Origin of the sequence: Acinetobacter larvae (genome assembly GCF_001704115.1) — a bacterium.
GTDB lineage: Bacteria > Pseudomonadota > Gammaproteobacteria > Pseudomonadales > Moraxellaceae > Acinetobacter > Acinetobacter larvae.
Genome location: NZ_CP016895.1, coordinates 1,361,507 through 1,386,357 on the forward strand (window position 1 = coordinate 1,361,507; position 24,851 = coordinate 1,386,357).

Genomic DNA, 24,851 nt, shown 5'->3' on the forward strand with positions numbered 1-24,851 from the left:
TAAGGGTGATCAGGGGAAATTGAAGCGAGTAAGGTCTGTCTTTTGGGAGAAGGTTCAGATTAACCCACAAGGTCTCAATTCAACTAAGAACGCTATAGACCACAAGTTTATAGGCACAGGCGCGATGTTATCAACAGCACGTTGTTATAGTTATTTCCCCATACCCTCAAAATATACTGATTTACGCAGATTTAAATCAATAAAGATGCCATATCATCTGAGCATTGCTATGAAATGGATAGCGACTAGATTTAGGAATATTGATTCAACATTATTTGCACGACCATTACACTGCATTGAGATGCAAATAGATGTTAAAAATGATGACAGCAAGCAGACGAGCAGCCTACAATAACCTTCTGTACATCAGACCAGGGATTAACAATGCAGTTAGATCGTTTTGATAAACAAATTTTAGAGATATTAAGTCACGAAGATATTAACCTCAATGAGTTGTCAGAACGTATTAATCTTTCTGTAAGTTCTGTGCATCGCCGCATTAAACATTTATTAGAAAATAATATTATTAGCGCATTAAAGCGAGAAATTAACTATCAAAAATTAGGCTTTAGTCTGCATATTATTTTACAGGTATCTCTGAGTAAACATGATAGCGATACCTTTGCCAAGTTCTTAGAAGAGCTGGAAAGCATTCCTGAAGTGATTAATGCTTTTCTGGTCACAGGGCAATCGGCGGACTTTTTGGTCGAAGTCGTGGCAAAAGATATGGAAAATTACAGTGATTTCCTGCTGAAGCGTATGGGGAAAATTGAGCATGTCGTGGCATTGCATTCTAGTTTTGTGATCAAAGAATATAATGTATTTAACTGCGGTGCTATGCTCAGCCGAGTATGATGGATTTCTATTTTATGCTATGAGTTAAATAACCATATAAAACAATAGTTTACTTTCTTTTATTATATCTTAATATTGATTTAAATAAGCAAAATACTAACAACATGATAAGAGCCAGATATGAGCTAACTTTAAAATAAAAAGTTTTTAGTACTTATTGTTAAAAAAATTGAAAGTGTTTCGTATATAAAGCATACTTTTCAATAAAATTACGCCATTTTTTATTATATAAATTCATGCTAAACAATATCCAAAATATACTCGCCGACTTAGGATTGAGCGCACAGAAGCGCGCCATACACGCGCAGTTTTCCAATTCATCGCTCAATGAAAAAGTATTCTTACAACGTATTGAGGGGGAGCATGGTCTCAATCGGGGATTCACTGCTGAGCTGATCTGTTTATCTTTAGATGCCACGATTGCGCTCAAAGAATTTATCGGTTGTCAGCTTGCAGTAGATCAAGTGACTGATCGAGGGGAATTATTTCGTAGTACAGGCATTATTAGTGCAGCCAGTCAGGGACAAAGTGATGGGGCTTTGACGGTCTATAAATTGACCCTACAAGATGCCACGACGCTATGGCATAAACGTCGTAATAGCCGTGTATTTATGAATAAAAGCGTGGTCGATGTAATCCAAGCGCTATTTAAAGAATGGCAGCAAAAAAGCCCACTCTTTGCCGCCAGTTTAAAATTAGATTTAAGCGGTTTAAGCAAAGACTACGATATTCGACCTTTTATTATGCAGGCCAATGAAACCGATTATGACTTTTTGACGCGCTTAATGCGTGCTGAAGGCATTAATTGGTTAATTGATGAAGCACAGCTAATCGTAGCCAATTCTTCTGAATCGATTCAAGCACAAAAACTTCGCTTGATCGATAGCAATGATCAGTATCAAGCACTCAATAGACGCTCAATACGTTTTCATCGCAGTGACGCCACTGAGCAATTTGACAGTATTACCCGTTTTGTCGCGCAGCGTAGCTTACAGCCGACAGCGGTTTATCTTAATCGTTGGCAAGCCGATGCCTTGGATGTCGATGACGGTGCAGGTTCGGTGCTGACCACACAGTAACATTCTAGCCAACAAGACAGTGCCAGTTTGGGGCTAGAAGATGCATGGGCTATCAGCCCCGCTTGGATGCAAGACCTAAAAGGCGAAGATGGCGCAACCCCGTCGGGCAATCGTCAAGTAGAAGATCTCAATAAAAATATCAGCGCCTATCACAATGCGCAGGCGAAACAATTTATTGCACAGTCGACAGTACGTGATGCACAAGTTGGCTATTGGTTTAGCTTTGAAGAGCATCCAGAAATAGACAGCCACAGTGGTGCAGACAAAGAATTCCTGATTATTGCCAAGTCTTTTTATAATCAAAATAACCTGCCCAAAGACCTCAATGCTCAAGTCCAAGCCTTAGTCAGCAAAAGCCAATGGCAACAGTCTACACCGTCGGATGAACGTCAAGCCAATAGCTTGACTTTACAGCGTCGCAATATTGCAATTGTGCCCGAATACAATCCCTTACAGCATCGTCCAGCAGCCTACCCACAGCGTGCGCGCGTGGTTGGACCAGCAGGTGAGAGCATTCATGTAGATGAATGGGGGCGGATCAAAGTACGTTTCTTATTTACCCGAAGCGAAGATCATAGCCACGATGGTGGTGCCGGCAGCAATGACAATGACAGCGATTCCGCTTGGGTGGATGTACTGACACCTTGGGCGGGTGAAGGTTATGGTGCACGGTTCTTACCGCGGATTGGCGAGATTGTGGCGATCGACTTTTTTGATGGCAATGTTGATCGACCTTTCGTATTAGGTCGGATTCACGAAGCACAGCGTAGCCCAACCCAGTTTGACACAATGGGTCAACTGCCGGATACCCGACGTTTAAGTGGTATACGCTCCAATGAAGTGGGCGGCAGAGGCTATGGGCAATTACGCTTTGACGATACCGCAGGGCAAATTAGTACCCAGTTGCAAAGTAGTCATGGCGCCAGTCAGCTCAATTTGGGAAATTTAAGTCATCCCAAATCTGCCGAAGCAAGTGACGGGCGTGGTGAAGGCTTTGAGTTAAGGAGTGATTTATCTGGTGCAATTCGCAGTAAAGGTTTATATCTATCTACTTTTATTCAATCCGAAGCGCAAAGTAGTCAGCTCGAAAATAGCGAAGTAATACAGCAGATTTCAGAAAGTCTGGAGGGGATGAAAGCTTTATCAGAATATGCGCTGAAGCAAAAAGCAGATCCTGCAGATATGTTGCAGCGCATCGAAAGTTATATGCAGAAAATAGAGTCGCAATGGAAGGATTTAAAAGCCATGCAAGATGCAGTGATGTTATTGGCTGCACCAGAAAGTATTGCGCTTGCCTCTGGAAAAGATATTCATCTTAATGCTTTGGACGGTATTACCATGGCGAGTGGTCAGTCGATCAATATGAGTAGTGACGAGAATTTTGTTTTAAATGCCAAGAAAAAAGCCAGTTTTTTTGTAGGACAGGAGGATTTAAAAGTCTATACCGCAAAGGGAAAAATGGATGTACAAGTTCAAGATAATGCTTTGAATATGATGGCTCGTGCGGACATAAAAATCAGTTCTGCTGATGGAAAAGTAGAGATTAATAGCCCGACTGAGATTGTATTGCGCGCCAAGGATAGTGCTATACGTATTGATGGTAATGGCGTGACAGTGATTACACCACGTTTATTTACCGCGAAGGCTGGTCAACATATTTTTACTGGAGCTGCAACTGAGTCTGCTATTTTGCCAATATTCCCCAATAATATCTGCTGGGAATGTTTAGCACGTCGTTCGGCACAACGTGGTGCTTTCGTTAATAAAGGGGATGGTCAGTAATGGGGAAGATTCATCCTGCTCTAAGGGTTCTATTTAAGACCTATGAGCATTATCCTCTTGAAGATTTGGGTTTAAATATTTTTGCTTTAGCTGATGCTGCACAAGATGCCACGTTTCTTAAAGCAAAAGCGCTTTCAAAGTTGCCTAGCCAATGTTTATTGCTAGAGGCTGTTGGAGACAAAGCACGTGAGGTATCGCCTCATTTACTACAACTACCCGTCGACTTTGAAAAAAAAGAATGGCAATGGGTGGCAAAACATGTCGCAGGGACCAGTCATATGACCCTTATTGTGACATCATTAAGTTTCAAGCAATTATTTAATCATTTACGACAGTTTTTAGACGTTAAATTAGAGGGCGGTTTAGAATTATTTCTAGCATTTTGGGATCCTGTCGTTCTTGCGTCATTATTAGGACATGAAGAAGATCATAGTTTATATGTCAAAGGTCCTATTTTTAGTGAACAACAAAAGTATGATCTATTAGCACCGATTCAAAGCTGGTGGTATTGGAACCGAATAGGTGAGATACAAGCAATTTTTGGTCTAGATGAAAAGAGAGAGCTGATTGAAGAGGTAACACAACCATTAATATTTACAGTTGAACAAGAGCTAAATATGGTTGAAGCTACTTTACCAGATCATCTTATTTATTATTTAAAATTAAATAATGCTTATTTAATCGACAATCTGAGTGATTTACAACGATATGATTTAGTTGTTGAAAATATTATTGAAGCGCGGCAACTTGGTTTAAATGGCACATGAGACTTGCTCAATTTTATTTGTTTAAAGTTACTTTATAAAGAGCGCTTTTATACAGACGAGATTTTGCAAGCTTATTTATCTCAACTTGAACAGATGCAGATGAGCATGGATGAGCTGATGTCGCTTTTAAGTCAAAATAGTTATTCAGTATGATGCAAATAAATGAAAATGAGGACTTATAAAATGAATCTGAAGAAATTAATACTGTTCCCTGTCACCCTACTCATGGGGGTGGTTTCTTGTGCTACCACGCCTTTTTCGACTTATGATATGGCTACAACCTCTTTTAATTATGATCCAAGATACACGAGTGATATGGTTAGACTAAACGGTGTAGAAATTGGCGGGGGATTTGGTGGTGCAATATCAACAGATCCAATTAAAGTAGGTCATCAAGTGGTGACTTGGAAAGAAACTAATAGTAAAAGAGTTCACCAAGCAAAAAATGAAGTGATTATCACTCGGGAGCAATTAAAAGGTAAGAAATATTTGGCTGCTCATCTTTATCCAGATGAAACTGTAGAGATTATTACATCTGATCATTGGCCAGATCCAACAGAAAAAGGCTTGGCATGGCAGAAAAAATTAAGAGATGAAATGAAGCAAAATAAAGAGTGATTGATTAGGATATAATTGAAAAATGTCGAATAATATAGATCGAGTGATTGCAAATAATCAAGATGTAACTAATTCGCTCTGTAATGCCAAACAAGATTGCAGTGATGTTGTGCATGTGGCTGTATTTTTTGATGGTACTGGCAATAATAAAGATGCAGACGAAGCATTAAAGAAATGGGCAAATCCTGCTAGGCTATGGCGTAATGCTAGAGCCTTAAAAGAAACCAAGGATGCCGTAGGGGAAAAATATCCCAATTATGCAATTTATGTGTCTGGAGTGGGGACCCGTTTTAATGGTGAGTTAAGTATATTTCAACGTGCTGGTGCAATGCTTGAGGATGGTCCAGCTGGCTTAGGGATGGGTAATGGTGGGACGCGTCGTTTAGAATATGGTCAATCTGAAGTCGATGACGCATTACAAAAAACTTTAATTAATAATGCTAAAAAATTAGAAAATGAATTGGCTGCCTATGCGCTATCACAGAAAAACACGGCCTTTGCAGAGTTGAATAAAAATTTAGCGCAGCATCGTTTAATCAAAAAAATAAATTATTCTGCAATCGGTTTTTCACGCGGGGCAGCCTTGGCACGAGCATTTACCAATCAAATAATTTGGCAGTGTGATGCAGATTGCGATGGACTAAAATACGCGACATATCCAATTGAGTTTAAGTTCTTAGGTTTGTTTGATACGGTTGCATCTTTTGGTTTACCTGCAACCAATTTAAATAATAATGTCACCTTTGAAGGGCGCGATTTGGTGGTGGATGAGAGAGTACAAAAATGCGTGCAGCTGGTAGCTGGCAATGAACAACGTTTTTCTTTTCCACTGGATTTAATCAGCAGCAAAGATGGTACGATGCGTAATCCTAATTGGTCTGAGATAGTTTATCCAGGCATGCACTCTGATATTGGTGGCGGCTATCAACCAGATACAAGTGGCGATGGAGTCAGTGATAATTTTGCCCGGATTACCTTAAAAAAAATGTTGGATGAGGCATTGACTGCTGGAGTAAAACTTTACAGTTATGATGAATTAAAGAAGAATCATATTGAACTTTTTGAATTACAATACCAAATTCAACCAGACACTCAGCGTTTATATGATGCTGTTCAAAGCAAAATGGCTAGCAATGGATCAATTGAGTCGCAAGTGCAAGCCAGTATGAAGATGTTCTATAGTGCCTATGGCACCATGCAGCGTAAAGGCATTGCCAGCCCTAATCAACGAGATCGTAAAGACCTTAAAAAAACCTGGGCACAAAAATTGGTGCCTTGGGGGCCTGCCAATATGGCAACAGAAATTTCTCGTTTAAAAGCAATTGAAGATTTTACCAGTTTAGAGAAGCAAAAAGGTTGGCGCAAAATCTTTGTGGTCTTTAGCCCTGTTGCAAGAATTTATAAGTTTTTATTAAAGGTTGAGGGTTGGCATTTAGAAAGCTGGGAAAAAGATGCGGATGATGATGTCGTGAACTTTTATAAAGCATATGTGCATGATTCAAAATATGGCTTTCTCGCCAATGTTGAACCTTTTAGTTATTTTCGACAGCGTACTATTTATGAATCTAGACGTAGCGGCAAAGGTCAGGAGGTCGATCAAGCTTTAACTCGCCAAAAAAATGAATGTGTTGCTGCAGATGCTAAAACCCAAGAAAAATTAAAAAATGCATTTCAGGAGGCGAAAAATTCATCTGATTTTGCAGAAGCATCATGATGATGAATATGCAGGCGACCATACCGTAAATTTAACTTAAGTTCTACAATGTCTTTAAGCTTTTTAAATATGCTTGAAAATCGAATCATACCGAGTGCTAGAACATGTGATTTCAAAATCAATGCGGTGCATAGGTTGGAATCGTTCAATAGAAATCATTCAGCGTTACTATTTGCTGATTTTAATTTTAATGATTTTGAGTATATAAAATTGAGAACTAATATATGCTTGGTCATCCTATTTATTTTTAGCTTATGAGGTTGAATATTGTAAGGAACTTGCTGAAAATATTCTCAGTGCGGCTTTATGTAATTCAGATAACTATGCAGAGTTTTTTGCAGAGGTTATGCAAACATTAAGACCAAATATAAAATATAGAGCTATATAATGTTTAAGTATATTTTTATAATTATTTTATTGAGTATGTTTGTGCGTAATTCAATAGCAAAAGAATATATTTATTCTGATGAGGTGCAGATATTACCAGAAGCGATTCAAAGAGATGATCAGGTATTTTTAGATCATATTTTTTCCTATCTTAATAAAAATAATATACTTGATGTTAATGATCGAGTACATTTATTTAAGCCTGTTATTAGTGCAACAGTTTTCGCTTATCAACTAGATGCATTTACAATAAAAGTAAATGTTTTATTAAAGAATGATCGAACAGATTGGTATATTCCTCGGTTTGAGGAAAAGTCGATATTTAGTCAAAATAAAATTTATTTGATTTCTAAGGATAAAATTACTCTAAAAAAAATTCCAGAGTGGTGGGCTTATAAACCACGAGGACCACATGAGCCGATTGTATACTCACCAAAACCGGCGCATATTGGTTTATTTGCTAGATTTAATAAAGGAGATCAATATAAGTTAGAGTATATTGTTGACCTGCCAAAAACAAATGAAGAGCAGTTGATATTTGATTTGCTTTATCAGGATAATACAATACCAACAGAAATTTTTATGAAGTATAATGAGTTATATGATGAAAACCTACCAATCATGGCAATAAAATCTAATATAATAAAAGTTTCATGTCATGCCATTGATGGTGATGTGACTAAAGGTTTTAAATGTGATTTTAGTTCATGATAGCAGAGTTGTATAAACCTACTCTTAAAGGCTTATTTTAGTCATTTTTTTTCTAAAAGAAGTCGTTTATATTTACAACCCTATCATATAATTCATTAGTTCTTTTATAACTAAGTAAATAAAGCGCGAAAATATGATAACTGGGTTTGATCCTAAGATTTGTAGAATAGACGAATTTACGTACTTAGCAATATATTCCTTCTGCTACATTGGTAAATTCAGATAGTTATGCAGAATTTTTCCAGATGTAATAGCGTCAGTTAGACCGAATATTCAATATAGGAGTATTTGATGTTTAAGTATTTTTTTATAATTATTTTATTGAGTATGTTTGTGCGTAATTCAATAGCAAAAGAATATATTTATTCTGATGAGGTGCAAATATTACCAGAAGCGATTCAAAGAGATGATCAGATATTTATGAATTATCTTTTTTCTTATTTTAATCCAAATAATATTTTAGAGTCTGATGAAGATTATCACACGTTTAAGACCGTAGTAAATGCAAAGATTAATGTCTCTCAGCTGGATGTATTTAAACTAAAGGTAAATGTTTTATTAAAGAATGATGAAATGGATTGGTTTATTCCTAGATTTGAGGAAAAGTCGATATATAGTGAAAATAAAATTTACTTAATCGGAAAGAATAAACATATTCTAAAAATTTTTCCTGAATGGTGGTCATATAAACAAAGAGGACCATACGAGCCGATTGTATACTCACCGAAACCTGAAAATATTGGTTTATTTGCTAGATTCAATAAAGGTGATCAATATAAATTAGAATACATTATTGAGATTCCTAATAATGTTGGGGATAAAATGATATTTGATTTATTTTATTTGGATGATAGTATGCCGACTGAGATTTTTACACAGTATCATGAATCACATGATAACCATCTTCCTAATTTGGCAACAAAATCGAATATAATAAAGGTATCGTGTCATGCCATTGATGGTGATGTGACTAAAGGTTTTAAATGTGATTTTAGTGACTTGTGAATAACTCTATGTAAACACACCTTATATATCAATGGATTGTGTAAATCGCTTTGCATATGTCTGTAATGGTCAAGTAAAATCAGACACCTCTATAGCGAGCTTGTCGTGTTTTCTCTCAAAGTAATTGGCTGGTAAATAGCCTAGTTTAGTCCTCACAATAAATCTGAAAAATTAATACTTTTACCTGTTTGCCTACTCATGGGGGAATGCAACAAAGTTTTTATCTGCTAAAAAAATCCCGCCATTCAGACGGGATTTTAAAATAGGCGAGTATTATTGCGCTTGACCATTTTGTTTTTTAGGATCTAGGCTTGGATCACGAATTTCAATATAAGTATTGGCGCGTAATTCACGTAACCAACTATCTACTTCAGAATCAAACTGACGCTCACCGAGTACTTGACGTGCCATGTTTCGTTGATTTTCACGGGTCATGTCTTGCTGTCTTTGTTCATTCACGCGCAGAATATGCCAACCAAACTGAGTCTGGAAAGGCTGACTGATTTGACCTACAGGAATATCCTGCATGATTTGGTCAAATTCAGGCACCATCATACCTGGAGAAACCCAACCTAGATTACCTCCATCTGCGGCAGAACCTGGATCATTTGAATAGGTTGCTGCCAGCGTATTGAAGTCACTGCCTGCTTGTAAGCGGTTATAAATGCTATCAATCATTTGTTTGGCATTTTCTGGCGTGACGACTTCTGAAGTCTTGATCAAAATGTGTTGCGTCTTAAACTGCGGGACCAAGACTTGTTGTGCACTTTGTTTCCGATCTAATAACTTTAAGATGTGAATACCATCTTGGACTTGAATTAAATCAGTTGTTTGATTGGTCTTAAGAGAGCTCACACGTGCAGCAAGTTCAGCAGGCATACTTGAAATAGAGCGTAGCCCCATATCATTGCCTTCGACAGTAATATTTGCAGTTTTAAACTGATTCTGAATGGCTTGAATATCATTGCTTTGGTTCAGTGCAGCTCTGACTTGCGTCGCTGTTTGCTTGAGTTCAGCCGCTGGCGCTGTACCTGAAATACGTAAATGAATGACTTGTACTTGGTTGCCAGTTACGGCCTGACCTTCTGGTGATTTGAGGAAGTTGTCGATATCTTGGTCACTAATACGAATACGTGACATGACTTGCTGTTGGCTTAATTGCTGAATTAACAATTGCTGCGCAACACGATTACGCAAGATTTCATAGGTTCCTGGCGCCATTGCATCTAATTTTTGCTGATAGTTCATTAGATTGCTTTCACCAGATTGTCTGGCAATACGCATCACAGCATCATTGAGTTCTTGCTCATTAACCTGTAGACCAAAGCGTTTGACTTGCTCTAACTGCGCATTTTGTAAAATAAGCTGATCCAGCATTTGTACGGCAAGCTGGTGATAAGAGGGAATAGCTTTATTTTGTAATTTAGCACGTTGTTCAGCTTCTGCAATACTTAGATCAAGGTCACTTTTTAGAATTGCACTATCACCGACCACAGCGATCACTTGATCCACGGGTTGTGCATGGCTCAAGGTGCTCATTGATGAAGAAATCAATAGTGCTAGCAGCGTTGCTTGAATACGTTTTTTAAAAATTTGTGTCTTCATTAATGTGTCCAAGATTGATTAACTTTCTCGAATCCTAAAACTCGATTGTCTAAGAGTGAGCTTAATTTATTGTTTAAGCCGCCAAGCCCTTTAAATGTAAATTCAGCCATGATGGCGCGTTTGGCTTTAACCCCAGGCTCATTGACGTTATCTAGATCGTTATAGTAGGAACGACCATACACAGATACCCCCCAACAACATGACTCGTAATTGATCCCCAATAAATAGTTGCGTCCAACATGATTGTCGATGTCATATTGTGCATGACCGATGATACGCCAGTTATTGAATACAGGCTGTACAAAAGATGCAGTCACCTGATCATAGGCTTTTTGACGGTCGATCAATTCACGACGATTAAAATAACCTACACTATACAGGTTTCCACGCTCACCTGCGTAATATGCTTGAAAATCACGTTGAGCATTATCGCCATGTGCGGTCCATGCTGCATTGGCAGAAATACTGATATTTTGAGATAACTGACTGCTTACACTAACGATCGGTCCTGTTTTGCGTTCAGTATCAAATGTATCATTTTTCTGTTGCAGGGTAACTCGACGGTCTTCAAAATAATAACTTTGTCCAACACTGGCACGTAAACGTTCCAGACCGATCCGGTCAAATAGACTATAGCTCAATCCTAGAGATAAGAAATTGTTATCATCTAAACGGTCATGACCATAGAAACGATAAGGGTTAAAGAGCTGGTCATAGTTAATGGATGCGGTTGTCGTGTCAAAGTTTGGATAGTCATCTTGTTTCTTATAGGGAGCGTAGGCATAAAATGCACGTGGGCTAATGGTCTGTAAGAAAGTCCCTTCACGCTCAAAGGTAAGACCTGCATCTAAGGTGAATTGTGGTACTACAACAGATTTGCTTTTATTACTAGAATCTAGCCCAAAATTGTTGATGGTATCCTGATCATAAAAGGTGTTTAAAGTACGCAGTGTTGCAGTCGGGACCACAAATGAATACGGCGTGCGATAGTTATAACGTAGATCCAATTGGTTATATAAACGGGTACCATTGGGCTGAGCTTGTGTTTCAAAGTCATCGATATTCTTTTTAAAATAAGCGGTATCGTTACTAAACTCAAATTCAAAACCGAGCGGATTACCGTTGACATAGTTTAATAAAAATTGCGGTAAGCGCGCATAAGGGCGGTCAACTTGCGCAATACTTTTGTCCAAGGTTTGGAAATCTTCAACTTTTAGTTGCGCACTCAGACCTGGTATGCCATTGCCATAATTTAAAGCTAAGGCACGGCGTTGATTGAGTTCAGTTTTGGTATTCGGGTTGTTGTTTAAGTCAGCAAAGAAATCTTTATCCGATACATAGTTATATTCGGCATTGGCAGACCATTGTGGAGTGATTGCCCAGCTATGTAACCAGTGGAAATCTTTACGGTCTTTATCGTCATACTTTCTATCTTGGTACAAATAGCCGCCAGAGAACTGACCGTGACCAAAATTTTCAGTTAAATAGCGAAATTCACCATCTAGCATTAAACCACGATCACTATATAGGCGTGGTGTAATGGTGGCATCGTAATTGGGGGCTAAGTTAAGGTAAACTGGTGCCGCAACTTGAAAACCACCTTCATTGCTATAACCAAAGTTGGGATTGAGCAAACCGGTGGTACGTCGGTCATCAATCGGAAAGTTAAAATATGGAATGGCCATGACGGGCACATTTTTGACATATAACTTGGTATTTCGAGTGACACCACGACCAGTTTCTTGATCGATTTCAATATTTTTAGCTTGGATTTTCCACGTTGGTGTTTCATCTGGTGGGCAGGTGGTATAGCTGGCATTACTTAACACCAAATGCTGGGGTGAGGTGCGTTCTATTTTTTCGGCATGCCCATGCCCGTGTGTTGCTTCTGAAATATAAAAACTGTCATCAAGCTGACCAGTTTCATCTCTGAGGTTGTAGTCTATTTTTTCGCTTTGGGCAATCAGCCCACCCTGTGCGAGTTGTACATTACCAGTTGCTTTGGCATAGGTTTGGGTACGATCAAGTTTGACTTCGTCCGCACGCAATAAACGCCCTTGCTGGTTAATGAGTACATTGCCACTGATTTCAGAATCACCAGCAGGGTTGTAGTAAGCATTATCCGCAGTGATCACGGAACTACCCTGTTCTGGGCTCAGTGTTGCTTGATTGCTATCAAATGGCGTTACCCAAACACCATCGCACCAACGGTTGCTTGGATTATTGAGATCTCGTGATGCTGCAGCTGGGTCATTTTTGCTGACATAGTGCTGCGCAAAAAAAGCTTGTCCGGGATAAGCTTCTTCTATCGCTGTTTTCAGGGCGCGGTTATCTACAGCGGATGAAGGCTGTTCTGCTGACTCGGCATAACTTGCGACTGAACTACCGCAAAGCAGGCTAAAAATAGCTGTCGCTAAAGGATTAAATTTAAACTGTTGCTTCATTTGTTTCATTAACCAAGTAAGCAGATCGTAATTAATTATTGTTGCATGATAGAGAAAAACTTGATAACTAGCTACACTTAGTCCTTCAAAAAAGTAGCCTGACTTAGATTTTATTGCAAATGAACACACAACGCGAACAATTGATACAACAATGGTTGACGACTCTGTTTGAGACTGATCAGTTTAAAATCAGCTTTTTAGCTGGAGATGCAAGTTTCCGTCGTTATGCAAGAATTAAATTGAATGATAAAGCATTTATGCTGATGGATGCACCACCTGACAAAGAAGATTGCTTGCCATTTGTAAAAATTGACGAGTTTTTCGATCAACAAGGCTTGCGGGTACCGCATATTCATGGCAAGGATTTAAGCCAAGGTTTGTTATTGCTAGAGGATTTTGGCGATAACTTGCTATCGAGCTATCTTGAACAGCATACGGTTGATGCTTACTATCAGCAATGTTTTAAACAATTACACCAGTTACAGGCAATTGATGCCAGTGCCGCAGACTTACCATTATATGACTATGCCATGCTGATGCGTGAGATGCAGTTGTTGAGTGATTGGTTATTGCCTGCTTTGCAGATTGAGCCAACGGTGGCTGAACAACAGATGATTGCGCAAAGTTATGACTTTGTGGCTGATCAAGTTTTGCAACAACCCCAAGTCATTGTACATCGTGATTTCCATAGTCGGAATCTGATGATCCTTGCCGATGAAACAGATTTAGGGATTATTGATTTTCAGGATGCTGTGATTGGCGCAGATAGCTATGACCTGATCTCCCTGACCCGCGATGCCTATGTACAATGGCCTGCGGCACAGGTTGAGCAATGGTTTGCAGATTTCTATGCTTTATTGCCAGCGACCAGCAAACAACAGCGTGATCTACAACATTTTAAACGTGATGCAGATGTGATGTCGATTCAACGACATATCAAAATTTTAGGGATATTTGTGCGTTTGGCTGTACGTGATGGCAAGCGTAATTATTTAAATGATATGCCGCGTGTGATGTGGTATTTGCAACAAGAGCTGAAAACTTTCCCAGAGCTTGCTGCATTTGCAGGCTATATTGATGAGGTTGTTCTTCCTAAATTTGTTACAGAATTTGGAGATTATCAAGAGGTTACTGCATGAAAGCGATGATTTTAGCGGCAGGTTTGGGCAATCGCATGCGCCCACTGACGCTACATACACCGAAGCCTTTGTTGGCGGTTGCAGATAAACCCTTAATTGTCTGGCATATTGAAAAACTCAGTGCCCTTGGTATTCGCGATATTGTTATTAATACTGCATGGTTAGGACATCGCTTGGTTGAGGAATTAGGCGATGGCTCTGCTTGGGGCGTGAATATTTGCTGGTCGCATGAAGGGGAAGGTCTGGAAACCGCAGGGGGCATTGTTCGTGCACTACCACTTTTGGGTGATCAGCCATTTCTATTGCTAAATGGCGATGTCTGGACCAGCATGGATTTTGCGCGTTTGCAGCAACATCGGTTACAAGCAGATTGTTTGGCACATTTAATTTTAACCTCTAATCCGCCGCAGCATCCGCAGGGTGATTTTTGTTTGGCGGCAGATGGCCGTGCTTATTTATTTGAACAGCAACAGGTCGGAGAGCACTTAACCTATAGTGGTTTAGCTGTTTTTTCTCCAGCAATGTTTGCCGGTTTGGCAGATGGTAAACGTACCATGCTACCGCTTTTGCAGGCTGCAATGCGTGAAGCGAAAATCAGTGCAGAGAAAATGCAGGAAGCGTGGGTCGATGTGGGTACCCCTGAGCGTTTAAAGCAGCTTGACCAGCAGATTCGTGCGGGTGTTTATGCTTAAATGAGTAATTAGCCAGCATTTGGAGCTGTTCCACGGCAAATAAAGCGTTATACTGCAAGCTAATTTTTTGAGATGTTGTTGAACTATGCATCAGTATTTTCAAGTGCTTCAGCGAGATAGTTCTAAACTTGGCTTGCAATTGAGCGACGATGTTTTGCAGAAATTGTTGCAATATCAAGATGCCTTGTTGTTGTGGAACAAAGCTTATAATTTAACCGCTATTCGTGACCCAGAAGACATGTTGGTGAAACATCTCTTGGACAGTTTAAGTATACTCAAACATCTGCCAGCTGGTCGTTTATTGGATATTGGTACAGGTGGTGGCATGCCAGGGATGATGATTGCCTTATGTCAACCTGAGCGTAGTTGTGTATTATTAGATTCGAATGGCAAAAAAATCAGATTCTTAAAACAATTTATTGCTGATTTAAAACTCGATAATGTCATTGCAGTGCAGACGCGAGTAGAAAATACTGAGAGTATTGCACAATTGGGGCAGTTTGATGTGATCACCAGTCGTGCCTTTGCATCTTTGGTCGATTTTGTCACGGCTTCAGCGCCTTATAGCCATGCCAATACCATCATTGCTGCGATGAAAGGTCTATTACCCAGTGATGAAATTGCCAGCTTGGCAGCAGAGTGGTCATGTGACAGTATTGCCTTGCAAGTTCCGCGTTTACCAGAACAGCGGCATTTATTATTGCTAAAACAAAAATGAGCGCTGTCCTCATAATACACATGTTCAATGCTCAAGATTTAACGCATTAAAACTTTGATTTTAATACCTATTAATAGAGATTTATACAACCATGGCTCATATTATTGCAATCGCCAATCAAAAAGGCGGTGTCGGGAAAACCACGACAGCTGTCAATCTGGCAGCATCATTAGCCGTTCTTAAAAAGCGTGTTCTGTTGGTCGATATGGACTCACAGGGCAATGCCACCATGGGGTCTGGTATTCAAAAAAATGACCTACAACATTCTATTACCGATGTCTTGTTAGGTGAGGTTGATGTTGCGACAGCAATTGCCCAGTCCGAAGTTGGTTATAAAGTATTGGGTTCCAATCGCGATTTGGCTGGGGTTGAATTAGCCATTGCTGAACAGGATGGGCGTGAATACATTCTCCGCGATGCATTACAACAAGTTGCTCAGAAATTTGATTATATTTTGGTAGACTGTGCGCCGAGCTTAAGCTTGATTACAGTCAATGCTTTGGCTGCGGTAGATGCTGTGATCATTCCAATGCAGTGTGAATATTATGCCTTGGAAGGCTTGGCAGACTTGACTCAAACAATTGATAAAATTCAACAGGCACTCAACCCTAAACTGGAAATTTTAGGGGTGTTACGCACCATGTATGATGCACGTAATGCTTTGACACGAGATGTTTCTGCAGAGTTGGAACAGTATTTTGGTCGTAAATTATACGATACCGTTGTCCCGCGTAATGTGCGTTTGGCAGAAGCGCCAGCGCATGGTTTACCAATTATATATTTTGAGAAGAGCTCCAAAGGCGCCATTGCCTATTTAAATTTGGCTGCCGAGATTTTAAAGAAAGCAAAGTTAAAGAGGACATAATACATGACCATTAAAAAGCGTGGATTGGCAAAAGGTCGTGGCTTAGATGCTCTACTCGGATCGATTCAGAAAGAAAAATTGCAATTAGACACACAAACTCCTGACCATGGTCAATTAAAACAAATTGACGTGAATCTATTGAAGCGTGGGGTCTATCAACCGCGTCGTTTTATTGATGAAGATGATCTGAAAGAACTTGCCGAGTCTATTGCTCAGCATGGCATTATGCAGCCGATCGTGATTCGACCGGTTGATGATGCTGAGCATCCTTATGAAATTATTGCGGGTGAGCGCCGTTGGCGTGCTGCACGTTTGGCGGGTTTAACTGAAATTCCTGCCATTGTGCGCGATCTCAATGATCAGGTCGCGATTGCACTGGCTTTGATTGAAAATATTCAACGTCAGGACTTAAACCCCATCGATCAAGCCCTTGCATTACAACGCTTTCATGATGAATTTGGTTTAAGCCATCAAGAAATTGCAGATACTGTCGGCAAAGCCCGTACCACCATTAGTAATCTGTTGCGCTTATTGAGTTTAAGTGATGATATCAAGACCTTATTGCAACAAGGCGCCTTAGATATGGGGCATGCACGTGCAATTTTAACATTGCCAGCAAATGCCCAAAAACAGGTGGTCAAAACCGTACTCGACAAAGGCTTATCGGTACGTCAAACCGAGCAATTGGTACGCGAGTTGCAACAACCGAAGAGTAACCAGAAAAGTAAAACGCAGGCTAGTTCAGATATTGAACAACTGACACAAAAATTGTCAGAGCGTTTCCGTGCTGAGGTCAAAATTGACCATAATAAACAGGGCAAGGGCAAGCTGGTTATTCATTACCATTCCCTTGATGAGCTCGATGGTATTCTTAATATTTGCCTAGAGGGTCAGTAAGTTTTTGAAACAATAAGCGTTTGAATCAATAAGTGTTTGAGCTAATTAGCGTTTGTGCTCATTCGTGTTTAGGTCATAAGCATTGCGGGCAATAAACCCATTGGGTCAATAGCTTTTACCATTACAAAGTTTTAGATCTTGAGTGCTTTAGCTTTTAGATAAAGCTAAGCGGTCAAAGCGAATACGCTGGCAATAGCGAGTGTAGCATGATGATTCTCGCTATTGCTGAAATAAGTTGATTTGCTACAATGCTCGCTGCGAGATGTGCCGAAAATAGAATGTACTCGACACAATGCCTATGTCATCTATAGGGTTGAGGATGTAGCATGATATCTCTGTATTTTTTATGCACAATCACATCGCTAAATCACTACGTAACCCTCCTATAAGCATGCTAGACTGCATTTTTTATCAGATACGCAACGGCTCTGCACTGCAGTCGCTATTGAGGTTTATTGCCAGTGAAAAATGATTTTAAGGTTTATCTTCGCCTTATTGCCTATCTAAAACCCTATTGGGGTATTGCTTTACTGATCATACTCGGTTTTGGGATTAATGCCGCGACAGAAGTCTCTGTTGCGCGGTTACTGAAATATATTATTGATGCCATTCAAGCGGGTAATCGCGAGAACCTCAATTTATTCCCAGCATTGATTGTATTGTTAATTTTCTTTCGTGGTTTAGGGTTGTTTTTAGGTGGCTACTTTACCGCAGTGATTAACCGCAGTTTAGTCTTTAGTTTACGTCAAGAAGTCTATGCCAAATTACTGCGTTTGCCTTCACAGTATTATCTCGATCATTCCTCGGGTCATATTACTGCCAAAATTATGTATAACGTCGAGCAAGTGACGGCGGCTTCCTCAGAATCCCTACAAGTTTTGATCAAAGATGGCTTGATCACCATCGGTTTGCTGGGATTTTTGTTTTATAGCAACTGGCGTTTAACGTTGTGTATTTTTATTTTCTTACCGATTATCGGCTTATTGGTGCGTAAAGCAGCCAAACGGATGCGTAAACTTTCGATGCAAGTGCAGGATACCATGGGCGATGTAAACCATGTGGTGCAAGAGAGTGTCAATGGTCAAGCCATCGTTAAAAGCTTTGTTGGTGAAGCACATGAGCAGAAGTTATTTTATGAATCTTCCCAAGAAAATTTAAAACGCAGCCTTAAAATGGTAGTGGTACAAAATATTAATAGCCCCATTGTGCAATTAATTATTTCTATCGCCATGGCTTCTATTATCTGGATTGCTTTGCGGCCGCAGATTTTTGGCGAGACCACGGCGGGTGAGTTTGTTGCCTATTTAACAGCAGCTGGTTTATTGGGTAAACCAGTCAAAAGCCTGACCGATATCAATGAAAAATTACAACGTGGTATGGCGGCTGCACACTCTGTCTTTGAATTACTCGATTTACCAGAAGAAAAAAATACTGGAACAGAAAAACCAGCCTTAAACGGTCATATCCGCTTTGATCAAGCAACCTTGACCTATAAAAATAATATTGCTGCAATTCGTGATTTTAACCTAGATATCCAAGCTGGGCAGACCGTTGCTTTGGTCGGAAGATCCGGTGCTGGTAAAAGTTCTTTGGTGAATATGCTGGTGCGTTTTCAAGAGCTATCATCTGGGCAGATTTATTTAGATGGCATCGCACTGAGTGAAATTGAGCTCAATTGTTTGCGTAGTCAAATTGCTATGGTGAATCAACAGGTTGTGTTGTTTAACCGAAGTGTGCGTGACAATATTGCTTATGGTCAGTTGGAAGGAGCTTCTGATGAAGCGGTGATTGCAGCGGCGAAAGCGGCTTATGCACATGATTTTATTATGCAGTTACCACAAGGATATGATACCCAATTGGGTGCGCAAGGTTTGTCCTTGTCAGGCGGGCAACGGCAGCGTATAGCCATTGCACGTGCCATCTTAAAGGACGCACCGATCCTGATTTTAGATGAAGCAACCAGTGCATTGGATAACGAATCCGAACATTTTATTCAAAAAGCTTTTGATGCAGCTATGGATGACCACAACAAGACCACAATTGTGATTGCACATCGTTTATCAACGATTGAAAATGCCGATCTCATTGTGGTGATGGATCAAGGACAGATCGTTGAGCAGGGTACACACCAAGCGCTACTGGCGCAAAAAGGTGCGTATTATCAGTTATATCAACGTAATTTTGAGGAATAAAGCATGTCCTTGGCGCAAACAATTCAAGATGCTTGGAATCGACAAGCGAAATGGTTGATACTTTTGCGCCCTTTATCCTGCTTATATGCTGCCGCTTTTCAGCTCAATAAACAGCTTTATCTTAAAGGCATAAAAAAGCGCTATGTTGCGCCAGTCCCAGTGATGGTGATTGGCAATATTACCGTGGGAGGGAGTGGCAAAACCCCGCTGTTAATTCAATTGGTCAAATATCTACAACAACAGCATATTCGTGTTGGTGTAATTAGCCGTGGATATGGTGGGCAAGGACCTTTCCCTAAAAAAGTTACTTTGGCATCTATCCCACAACAAGTAGGGGATGAGCCTTGTTTAATTGTCCAAAATACTGAAGTCCCGATGGTCGTAGGACCGAATCGTCAAGCCAGTATTGAATTACTCTTACAAGATCATGTGCTTGATTTAATTATTAGTGATGATGGTTTGCAGCACTGGGCGTTACAGCGACAAATAGAGTGGATTGTGCTCGATCAGAATCGAGGCTTAGGCAACCAGCGCTTATTGCCAGAAGGCTATTTGCGTGAGCCAATAAGTCGTTTACAGCAAAGTACAGTGATTGAGCATGGCTTCGAGCCGCAATCAGACTTACATATGCATTTGCAAGTTGCAAAGCCTTATTTGCTCAATCCGTGGGATGATCGCAGTGAATTGTTTGATGCCGATCTAGACTACTATGCGGTGGTGGGGATTGGCTATCCGCAGCGTTTTTATAATACCTTGGAAAGCATTCAAATTAAGCGTTTTCAATGCCATGAATTTCCAGATCATTATGATTATGAGCTAGATGACTTGCAGTTTGAGGATGATATGCCAATTATTACCACAGAAAAAGACGCGGTTAAAATTTGGGCTCTCATTAAAGACCAAGCTGATTACCGCCGTCAGATTTGGGTGGTTCCCGTTGAGGCGTGTTTATCTGAAGCTTGTTATACTCTCTTTAATCAACAGCTTGAAAAATTAGGGATTCATATTCCTTCTGCATAAATAAGGTTTTTCTTATGAAACATATTGTCATTCCAGCACGCTATGCGAGTACCCGTTTGCCTGCCAAAGCATTATTGGAAATTCATGGTCGAGCCATGGTTCTGCGTGTGGTGGATCAAGCCAAGAAAGTACAAGGTTTTGATGATCTTTGTGTGGCGACAGATGATGAACGGATTGCGGCGATTTGTCGTGCAGAGCAGATAGATGTGGTATTGACCCGCGCGGACCATCCATCTGGTACGGATCGCTTAAGTGAAGTTGCTAAAATTAAGGGCTGGGATGCAGAGGATATTATTGTCAATATTCAAGGTGATGAACCATTACTTCCCGCTGCATTGGTGCAACAAGTTGCTCAGCTATTACAGGATCATCCTGAGTGCAGTATGTCGACGCTATGTGAGCCCATCTATACAACGGAAGAATTACAACGTGATAGCATCGTTAAAGTGGTGATGACGCAGCAGCAACGTGCTTTGTATTTTAGTCGTGCAGCGATTCCTTTTGATCGCTCGCGCGGGCAGCAACACACCGCCACGGCACCGCGTTTAGCCTATCGTCATTTGGGGCTCTATGCCTATCGCGTGGCTCTGTTGCAGCAATTTGTTCAATGGCCAGCAGGGCAGCTTGAGCAATTGGAAAGTTTGGAACAATTGCGTGTACTGGAAAATGGTCAGCACATTGCCATTGCTGTTGCCCAAGTCAATTTACCACCTGGTGTAGACACCCAAGCAGATTTGGATCGTCTAAATGCAATGGACATTACATGTTTTCAATAACATGATTTGCAATGCTTCAATCGAGTGCTTTCCAACAAGATCAGTTTTCATCGGATTTTTTTCAATAAGATGGCTTTCAATAAGATACGTATGAACTATGAGTGTTGAACAGGATCAATCACAGCCTTATCCATGGCATCAGCCAGTTTGGGAAAACTTAACACAACGTTTTCCACATTTGGGGCATGGGCTTTTGTTTTATGGTCGTAAAGGCTGTGCCAAAGCGGCTTTTGCACAGCGTTTTTTGAGCTGGGTGCTGTGTACACAAAAACAGACAGCTGCGGCATGTGGGCAGTGTAGTAGTTGCTTATGGTTGAAGTCTGGTACTCATCCCAATTATGTGCGGATCTCCAATGACGATGAGCCAAGCAAAAATAACAATGCCAAGATTAAGATTGATAGCATTCGTGAACTACTGCCTTTTGTACAGCAAACCGTCGATGGCTGGCGGGTGGTTTTGATTGAGCCTGCTGAAGCTTTAAATATAGCGTCTGCCAATGCTTTATTGAAAACATTGGAAGAACCTGGTGAGCGTGTTGTGATTATTTTGTTGGCGGAGCATTTTTCAAAATTGCCAGCAACGGTACGTAGCCGTCTACAGCATTTTGCCTTGGATCGTGTCAGTCCGGCACAAGCAATGCATTATGTACAGCAACATGCTGAAGCTGTATCTGACTCAGAACACTTGGCATTATTGCTAGAGTTGGCATCTGGGATGCCACTCTTGGCATGTGAGTTATCGGCGCAGCCATGGTTTGTGCGGCGTGCTGAGTTTGTGCAAGATTGGACACGTTTGGTGCAGCATAAAAATGCACCTTTACAATATGCCAGTAAGTGGCATAAAGAATTATCTTTGGCGGATATGCTACAGTTGCTGAGTTATATTGTGGCTGATCTGGTTGCAATGAAGTTACAACAGCCACCTAAAAATAGCGATTTGGACTTGACTGCACTTGCACAACAGTTTGAATTAGAAAAACTATTTGAATTGTATGATCAGCTACAACAGGCGCAACAATTATCGCAACAAAATGTGCAAAGTAATTTAATTATTGATCAGTTGTTTGTACAATTAATGCATGTGCGCGCTATAACATGATGATTTGCAGCTTGGTGTGAGGCTGAGCTGCGAGTTGGATGTTTTTGATTTTGAAAGCTTTGATGTTTTTGATCTTGCAAATTTTAAGCTTTGAAAAATTTGCATTTAAAGCTTTGGCTTGTGAAGGTTTATATTTAAAAATAGCGCCAAGTGCACCGTAGATTAGGTTGGTTTGTACAGCATTTGACAGTTTGTCATCGCGTTGTATCAATCGCAGCGCAAACTAGCGCCGCATAGCAGTGGGCTGGTTTGGTCTCCAAAGTTTTAATAGCTAGAACACTGGTGTCTAAAGCTTTGAGCCTAGAGCATTGCTGTTTAGAGTGTTTAGAGCGTTGGGGGGCTAAAGCCAAATTGTTCCGAGGCTGCGTGTTTTCGCTGCTATTGCTCTATTATTATCATATTGTCATGTTTTAACCATAGGAAAACATTGTGTTTGTAGATAGTCATTGTCATCTCAACCTCTTGGATCTAACACCTTATCAAGGGGATTTAGATGCCGCTTTACAACAGGCTAGAGACAATGGTGTATCGCGTTTTATGGCGATTTCAGTTGCGTTGGAAGATCATCAAGTTCTCGCCGAGATTGCACAGCGCCATGCCGATGTGGGCTATAGTGTTGGCGTACACCCAGCAGAAACCGGTGAGCAATTACAACAGGTGACATGTGAACGGTTACAGGGACTTGCTGCGGACCCCAAAGTCTGGGCTTTAGGGGAAACAGGCTTAGATTATTATCATAATACGGACTTTGTTGCAGAACAAAAACAAGCATTTGCTGCGCATATTCAAGCATCTAAAATATTAAAGAAACCCGTGGTGGTTCATACCCGTGCCGCAGCACAAGATACTTTAGAGATTATACGGGCTGAACAATCGGACCATGGGATTTTGCATTGTTTTACTGAAGACTGGGAAATGGCCAAAGCATTGCTTGACTGTGGTTATTATATTTCCTTTTCTGGTATTGTATCTTTTAAAAATGCGCAGCAATTACGTGATGTGGCAAAAAAAATGCCCATAGATCGTATTTTAATTGAAACAGACAGCCCTTATTTGGCGCCTGTACCTTATCGTGGCAAAGCCAATGAACCCAAGTATGTGCCTTATGTTGCGCAAGCATTAAGTGATGTTTTGGGTAAAACTTTAGAAGAAATAGCTTTAATTACAACGCAGAACTTTGATAATCTCCTTAGTCAACAGTGATGTAATGGAAGTTTTAATGATGCAGGTGTTTGCATGAAGATGGATCGGCAAGCTCAATTTAGAGCGAGAGAAGCTTTAATATTTCAAGTTGCGGAACAACTGTTATTAGAAAATGGCGAGTCAGGAATGACTTTGGATGCGCTTGCAGCTGAATTAGATTTGGCCAAAGGAACGCTATATAAACATTTTCAAAGCAAAGATGAATTGTATATGTTGCTGATTATTCGTAATGAGCAGATGTTACTGGAAATGGTGCGGGAGCAAAATAAGACCTTTCCAGAGCATGTTGCATATTTTATGTTGCATCATTTACATCATCCTGAGCGTACCGTGTTGTTTCATCAAATTGAAGAGCGTTTGTCGACCACTGCACAAGGTGTACATGACTTGTTTTATCAGCTCTATCAAATACGCAAGCAACGTTTACGTATTATTGTGCCTATGGCTGAACAGCATTTGGCTGGACAAGACAGTGAAATGACAGTACGTGACTATTTGGCTGCGATTTGGGCGATCACACAGGGTGGCGCTTCTATTCTCAATTCGAGTTTTTATCAGCGTTATCTGGGTGCGCGTGATACGCTGCGGGTCGCCTTGATTGAGCAAGCATTGACTCTACCGCAATTATCACAAAATACCATGAGTAGTACGGCTTAAGCGATGCAGTTTAGGCAGCGTCGAGCAATCGCATCGCAGGGCTTTACGCTAGTCGAAATTCTGGTGGTCATAGTGATTATGGGGCTTATGCTGGCGATTGCCATTCCGAGCATTCGCAGTGTTGATCATCGCCGTGCCATGCAGGCACGTGAGCTCTTTATTCTCGATTTAAAACAGATGACACGGCTTGCCAATGATCAAGGGCAAGTTTATGCATTGGCTGTACGCCCAGCCAATGAAACACAAGCTTTTCAATACCAAGTCTTAGCCTATCAGGCGAGGCAGCTGCAAAATAATTCCCACCGTGGAGCCGTCGCTGCAACAATAAACAGCCCTCAAAGCAGTCCAGATAACGCAGCACAGCCCCCTTGGCAGCCACTGGCATATCTGCCAGTACGGCAACTTCCCACACAAGTGAGTTTCGATATTCGTGCTGTAACAGATGTCAGTCAGCCGCTCACCGGTCGCAATCAAGATTTATTAGATGCCCGAGCGCCTCAGTTGATTTGGTTTGGTAATGGGGAAGTGAAGCCGGTATATATTCAGTTTTATTATAAAAATCAAATGCTCTCTGCACCGATTCAGGTCGATTATATGGGGAATATCGATGCAGAATAAAATATCGC

General features: G+C 40.5%; 20 protein-coding genes and 1 pseudogene. 19 read left to right on the forward strand and 2 right to left on the reverse strand.

What is annotated here, in order from left to right; all coding sequences use genetic code 11:
* Positions 1 to 384: 384 nt before the first annotated feature.
* The 7 genes and pseudogenes from BFG52_RS06005 to BFG52_RS06035 all read left to right on the forward strand — a co-directional run bounded on the left by BFG52_RS06005 (position 385) and on the right by BFG52_RS06035 (position 8,918).
* Positions 385 to 855 carry an Lrp/AsnC family transcriptional regulator gene (locus BFG52_RS06005; protein ID WP_067553591.1) on the forward strand — a complete coding sequence of 157 codons (471 nt, stop codon included), beginning with the start codon at positions 385 to 387 and terminating at the stop codon, positions 853 to 855.
* 236 nt (positions 856 to 1,091) lie between these two features.
* Positions 1,092 to 3,716: pseudogene (locus BFG52_RS06010) on the forward strand (type VI secretion system Vgr family protein).
* The gene (locus BFG52_RS06015) at positions 3,716 to 4,483 is read left to right on the forward strand and encodes a DUF4123 domain-containing protein (RefSeq protein WP_323807460.1); all 768 of its coding nucleotides are present in this window, start codon (positions 3,716 to 3,718) and stop codon (positions 4,481 to 4,483) included. Before BFG52_RS06010 ends, BFG52_RS06015 begins: the two are co-directional and overlap by 1 nt.
* 183 nt (positions 4,484 to 4,666) lie before the next feature.
* On the forward strand, positions 4,667 to 5,101 hold the full coding sequence (locus BFG52_RS06020; RefSeq protein ID WP_067559217.1) for a hypothetical protein: 435 nt from the start codon (positions 4,667 to 4,669) through the stop codon (positions 5,099 to 5,101).
* A 22-nt stretch (positions 5,102 to 5,123) separates the two neighbouring features.
* Positions 5,124 to 6,815 carry a T6SS phospholipase effector Tle1-like catalytic domain-containing protein gene (locus tag BFG52_RS06025; RefSeq protein ID WP_067553593.1) on the forward strand — a complete coding sequence of 564 codons (1,692 nt, stop codon included), beginning with the start codon at positions 5,124 to 5,126 and terminating at the stop codon, positions 6,813 to 6,815.
* 429 nt (positions 6,816 to 7,244) lie between these two features.
* Positions 7,245 to 7,913, forward strand: a complete 669-nt coding sequence (locus BFG52_RS06030) for a hypothetical protein (RefSeq protein WP_157758074.1) — start codon at positions 7,245 to 7,247, stop codon at positions 7,911 to 7,913.
* Between the two features lie 291 nt (positions 7,914 to 8,204).
* A complete protein-coding gene (locus BFG52_RS06035; RefSeq protein ID WP_067553598.1) occupies positions 8,205 to 8,918 on the forward strand; it encodes a hypothetical protein in 714 nt (237 codons plus the stop codon).
* A gap of 273 nt (positions 8,919 to 9,191) precedes the next feature.
* Here BFG52_RS06035 and BFG52_RS06040 read toward each other — a convergent pair whose 3' ends face one another.
* Positions 9,192 to 10,523, reverse strand: coding sequence for a peptidylprolyl isomerase (locus tag BFG52_RS06040; protein WP_067553600.1), 1,332 nt, complete (start codon positions 10,521 to 10,523; stop codon positions 9,192 to 9,194).
* The gene (locus tag BFG52_RS06045; protein ID WP_067559220.1) at positions 10,523 to 12,967 is read right to left on the reverse strand and encodes an LPS-assembly protein LptD; all 2,445 of its coding nucleotides are present in this window, start codon (positions 12,965 to 12,967) and stop codon (positions 10,523 to 10,525) included. Before BFG52_RS06045 ends, BFG52_RS06040 begins: the two co-directional genes overlap by 1 nt.
* 119 nt (positions 12,968 to 13,086) lie before the next feature.
* Here BFG52_RS06045 and BFG52_RS06050 point away from each other — a divergent pair, with 119 nt between their 5' ends.
* The 12 genes from BFG52_RS06050 to BFG52_RS06105 all read left to right on the forward strand — a co-directional run bounded on the left by BFG52_RS06050 (position 13,087) and on the right by BFG52_RS06105 (position 24,843).
* Positions 13,087 to 14,106 carry an aminoglycoside phosphotransferase family protein gene (locus BFG52_RS06050; RefSeq protein ID WP_067553602.1) on the forward strand — a complete coding sequence of 340 codons (1,020 nt, stop codon included), beginning with the start codon at positions 13,087 to 13,089 and terminating at the stop codon, positions 14,104 to 14,106.
* The gene (murU, locus tag BFG52_RS06055; protein WP_067553603.1) at positions 14,103 to 14,798 is read left to right on the forward strand and encodes an N-acetylmuramate alpha-1-phosphate uridylyltransferase MurU; all 696 of its coding nucleotides are present in this window, start codon (positions 14,103 to 14,105) and stop codon (positions 14,796 to 14,798) included. The genes BFG52_RS06050 and murU overlap by 4 nt, the downstream gene beginning before the upstream one ends.
* An 85-nt stretch (positions 14,799 to 14,883) precedes the next feature.
* Complete coding sequence (gene rsmG, locus BFG52_RS06060) at positions 14,884 to 15,516, forward strand: 16S rRNA (guanine(527)-N(7))-methyltransferase RsmG (RefSeq protein ID WP_067553604.1); 633 nt, start codon at positions 14,884 to 14,886, stop codon at positions 15,514 to 15,516.
* Positions 15,517 to 15,607: 91 nt separating this feature from the next.
* Positions 15,608 to 16,381: a ParA family protein gene (locus tag BFG52_RS06065; protein ID WP_067553605.1), complete on the forward strand. Its 774-nt coding sequence runs from the start codon at positions 15,608 to 15,610 to the stop codon at positions 16,379 to 16,381.
* Positions 16,382 to 16,384: 3 nt separating this feature from the next.
* Entirely contained in the window at positions 16,385 to 17,278 is an 894-nt protein-coding gene (locus BFG52_RS06070) for a ParB/RepB/Spo0J family partition protein (protein WP_067553606.1), read from the forward strand.
* 461 nt (positions 17,279 to 17,739) lie between these two features.
* Positions 17,740 to 19,470 (forward strand): lipid A export permease/ATP-binding protein MsbA, encoded by a 1,731-nt coding sequence (gene msbA / locus BFG52_RS06075; protein ID WP_067553608.1) that lies wholly within the window; start codon positions 17,740 to 17,742, stop codon positions 19,468 to 19,470.
* A gap of 3 nt (positions 19,471 to 19,473) precedes the next feature.
* Positions 19,474 to 20,490 (forward strand): tetraacyldisaccharide 4'-kinase, encoded by a 1,017-nt coding sequence (gene lpxK, locus BFG52_RS06080; protein ID WP_067553610.1) that lies wholly within the window; start codon positions 19,474 to 19,476, stop codon positions 20,488 to 20,490.
* A 14-nt stretch (positions 20,491 to 20,504) separates the two neighbouring features.
* Positions 20,505 to 21,266 carry a 3-deoxy-manno-octulosonate cytidylyltransferase gene (gene kdsB / locus BFG52_RS06085; RefSeq protein ID WP_067553612.1) on the forward strand — a complete coding sequence of 254 codons (762 nt, stop codon included), beginning with the start codon at positions 20,505 to 20,507 and terminating at the stop codon, positions 21,264 to 21,266.
* 97 nt (positions 21,267 to 21,363) lie between these two features.
* Positions 21,364 to 22,365, forward strand: a complete 1,002-nt coding sequence (locus BFG52_RS06090) for a DNA polymerase III subunit delta' (protein WP_067553614.1) — start codon at positions 21,364 to 21,366, stop codon at positions 22,363 to 22,365.
* Between the two features lie 429 nt (positions 22,366 to 22,794).
* Entirely contained in the window at positions 22,795 to 23,568 is a 774-nt protein-coding gene (locus BFG52_RS06095) for a TatD family hydrolase (RefSeq protein ID WP_067553616.1), read from the forward strand.
* A gap of 39 nt (positions 23,569 to 23,607) precedes the next feature.
* Positions 23,608 to 24,225: a TetR/AcrR family transcriptional regulator gene (locus BFG52_RS06100; protein WP_067553618.1), complete on the forward strand. Its 618-nt coding sequence runs from the start codon at positions 23,608 to 23,610 to the stop codon at positions 24,223 to 24,225.
* A gap of 3 nt (positions 24,226 to 24,228) precedes the next feature.
* Positions 24,229 to 24,843, forward strand: coding sequence for a type II secretion system protein (locus BFG52_RS06105; RefSeq protein ID WP_067553620.1), 615 nt, complete (start codon positions 24,229 to 24,231; stop codon positions 24,841 to 24,843).
* Positions 24,844 to 24,851: the final 8 nt, after the last annotated feature.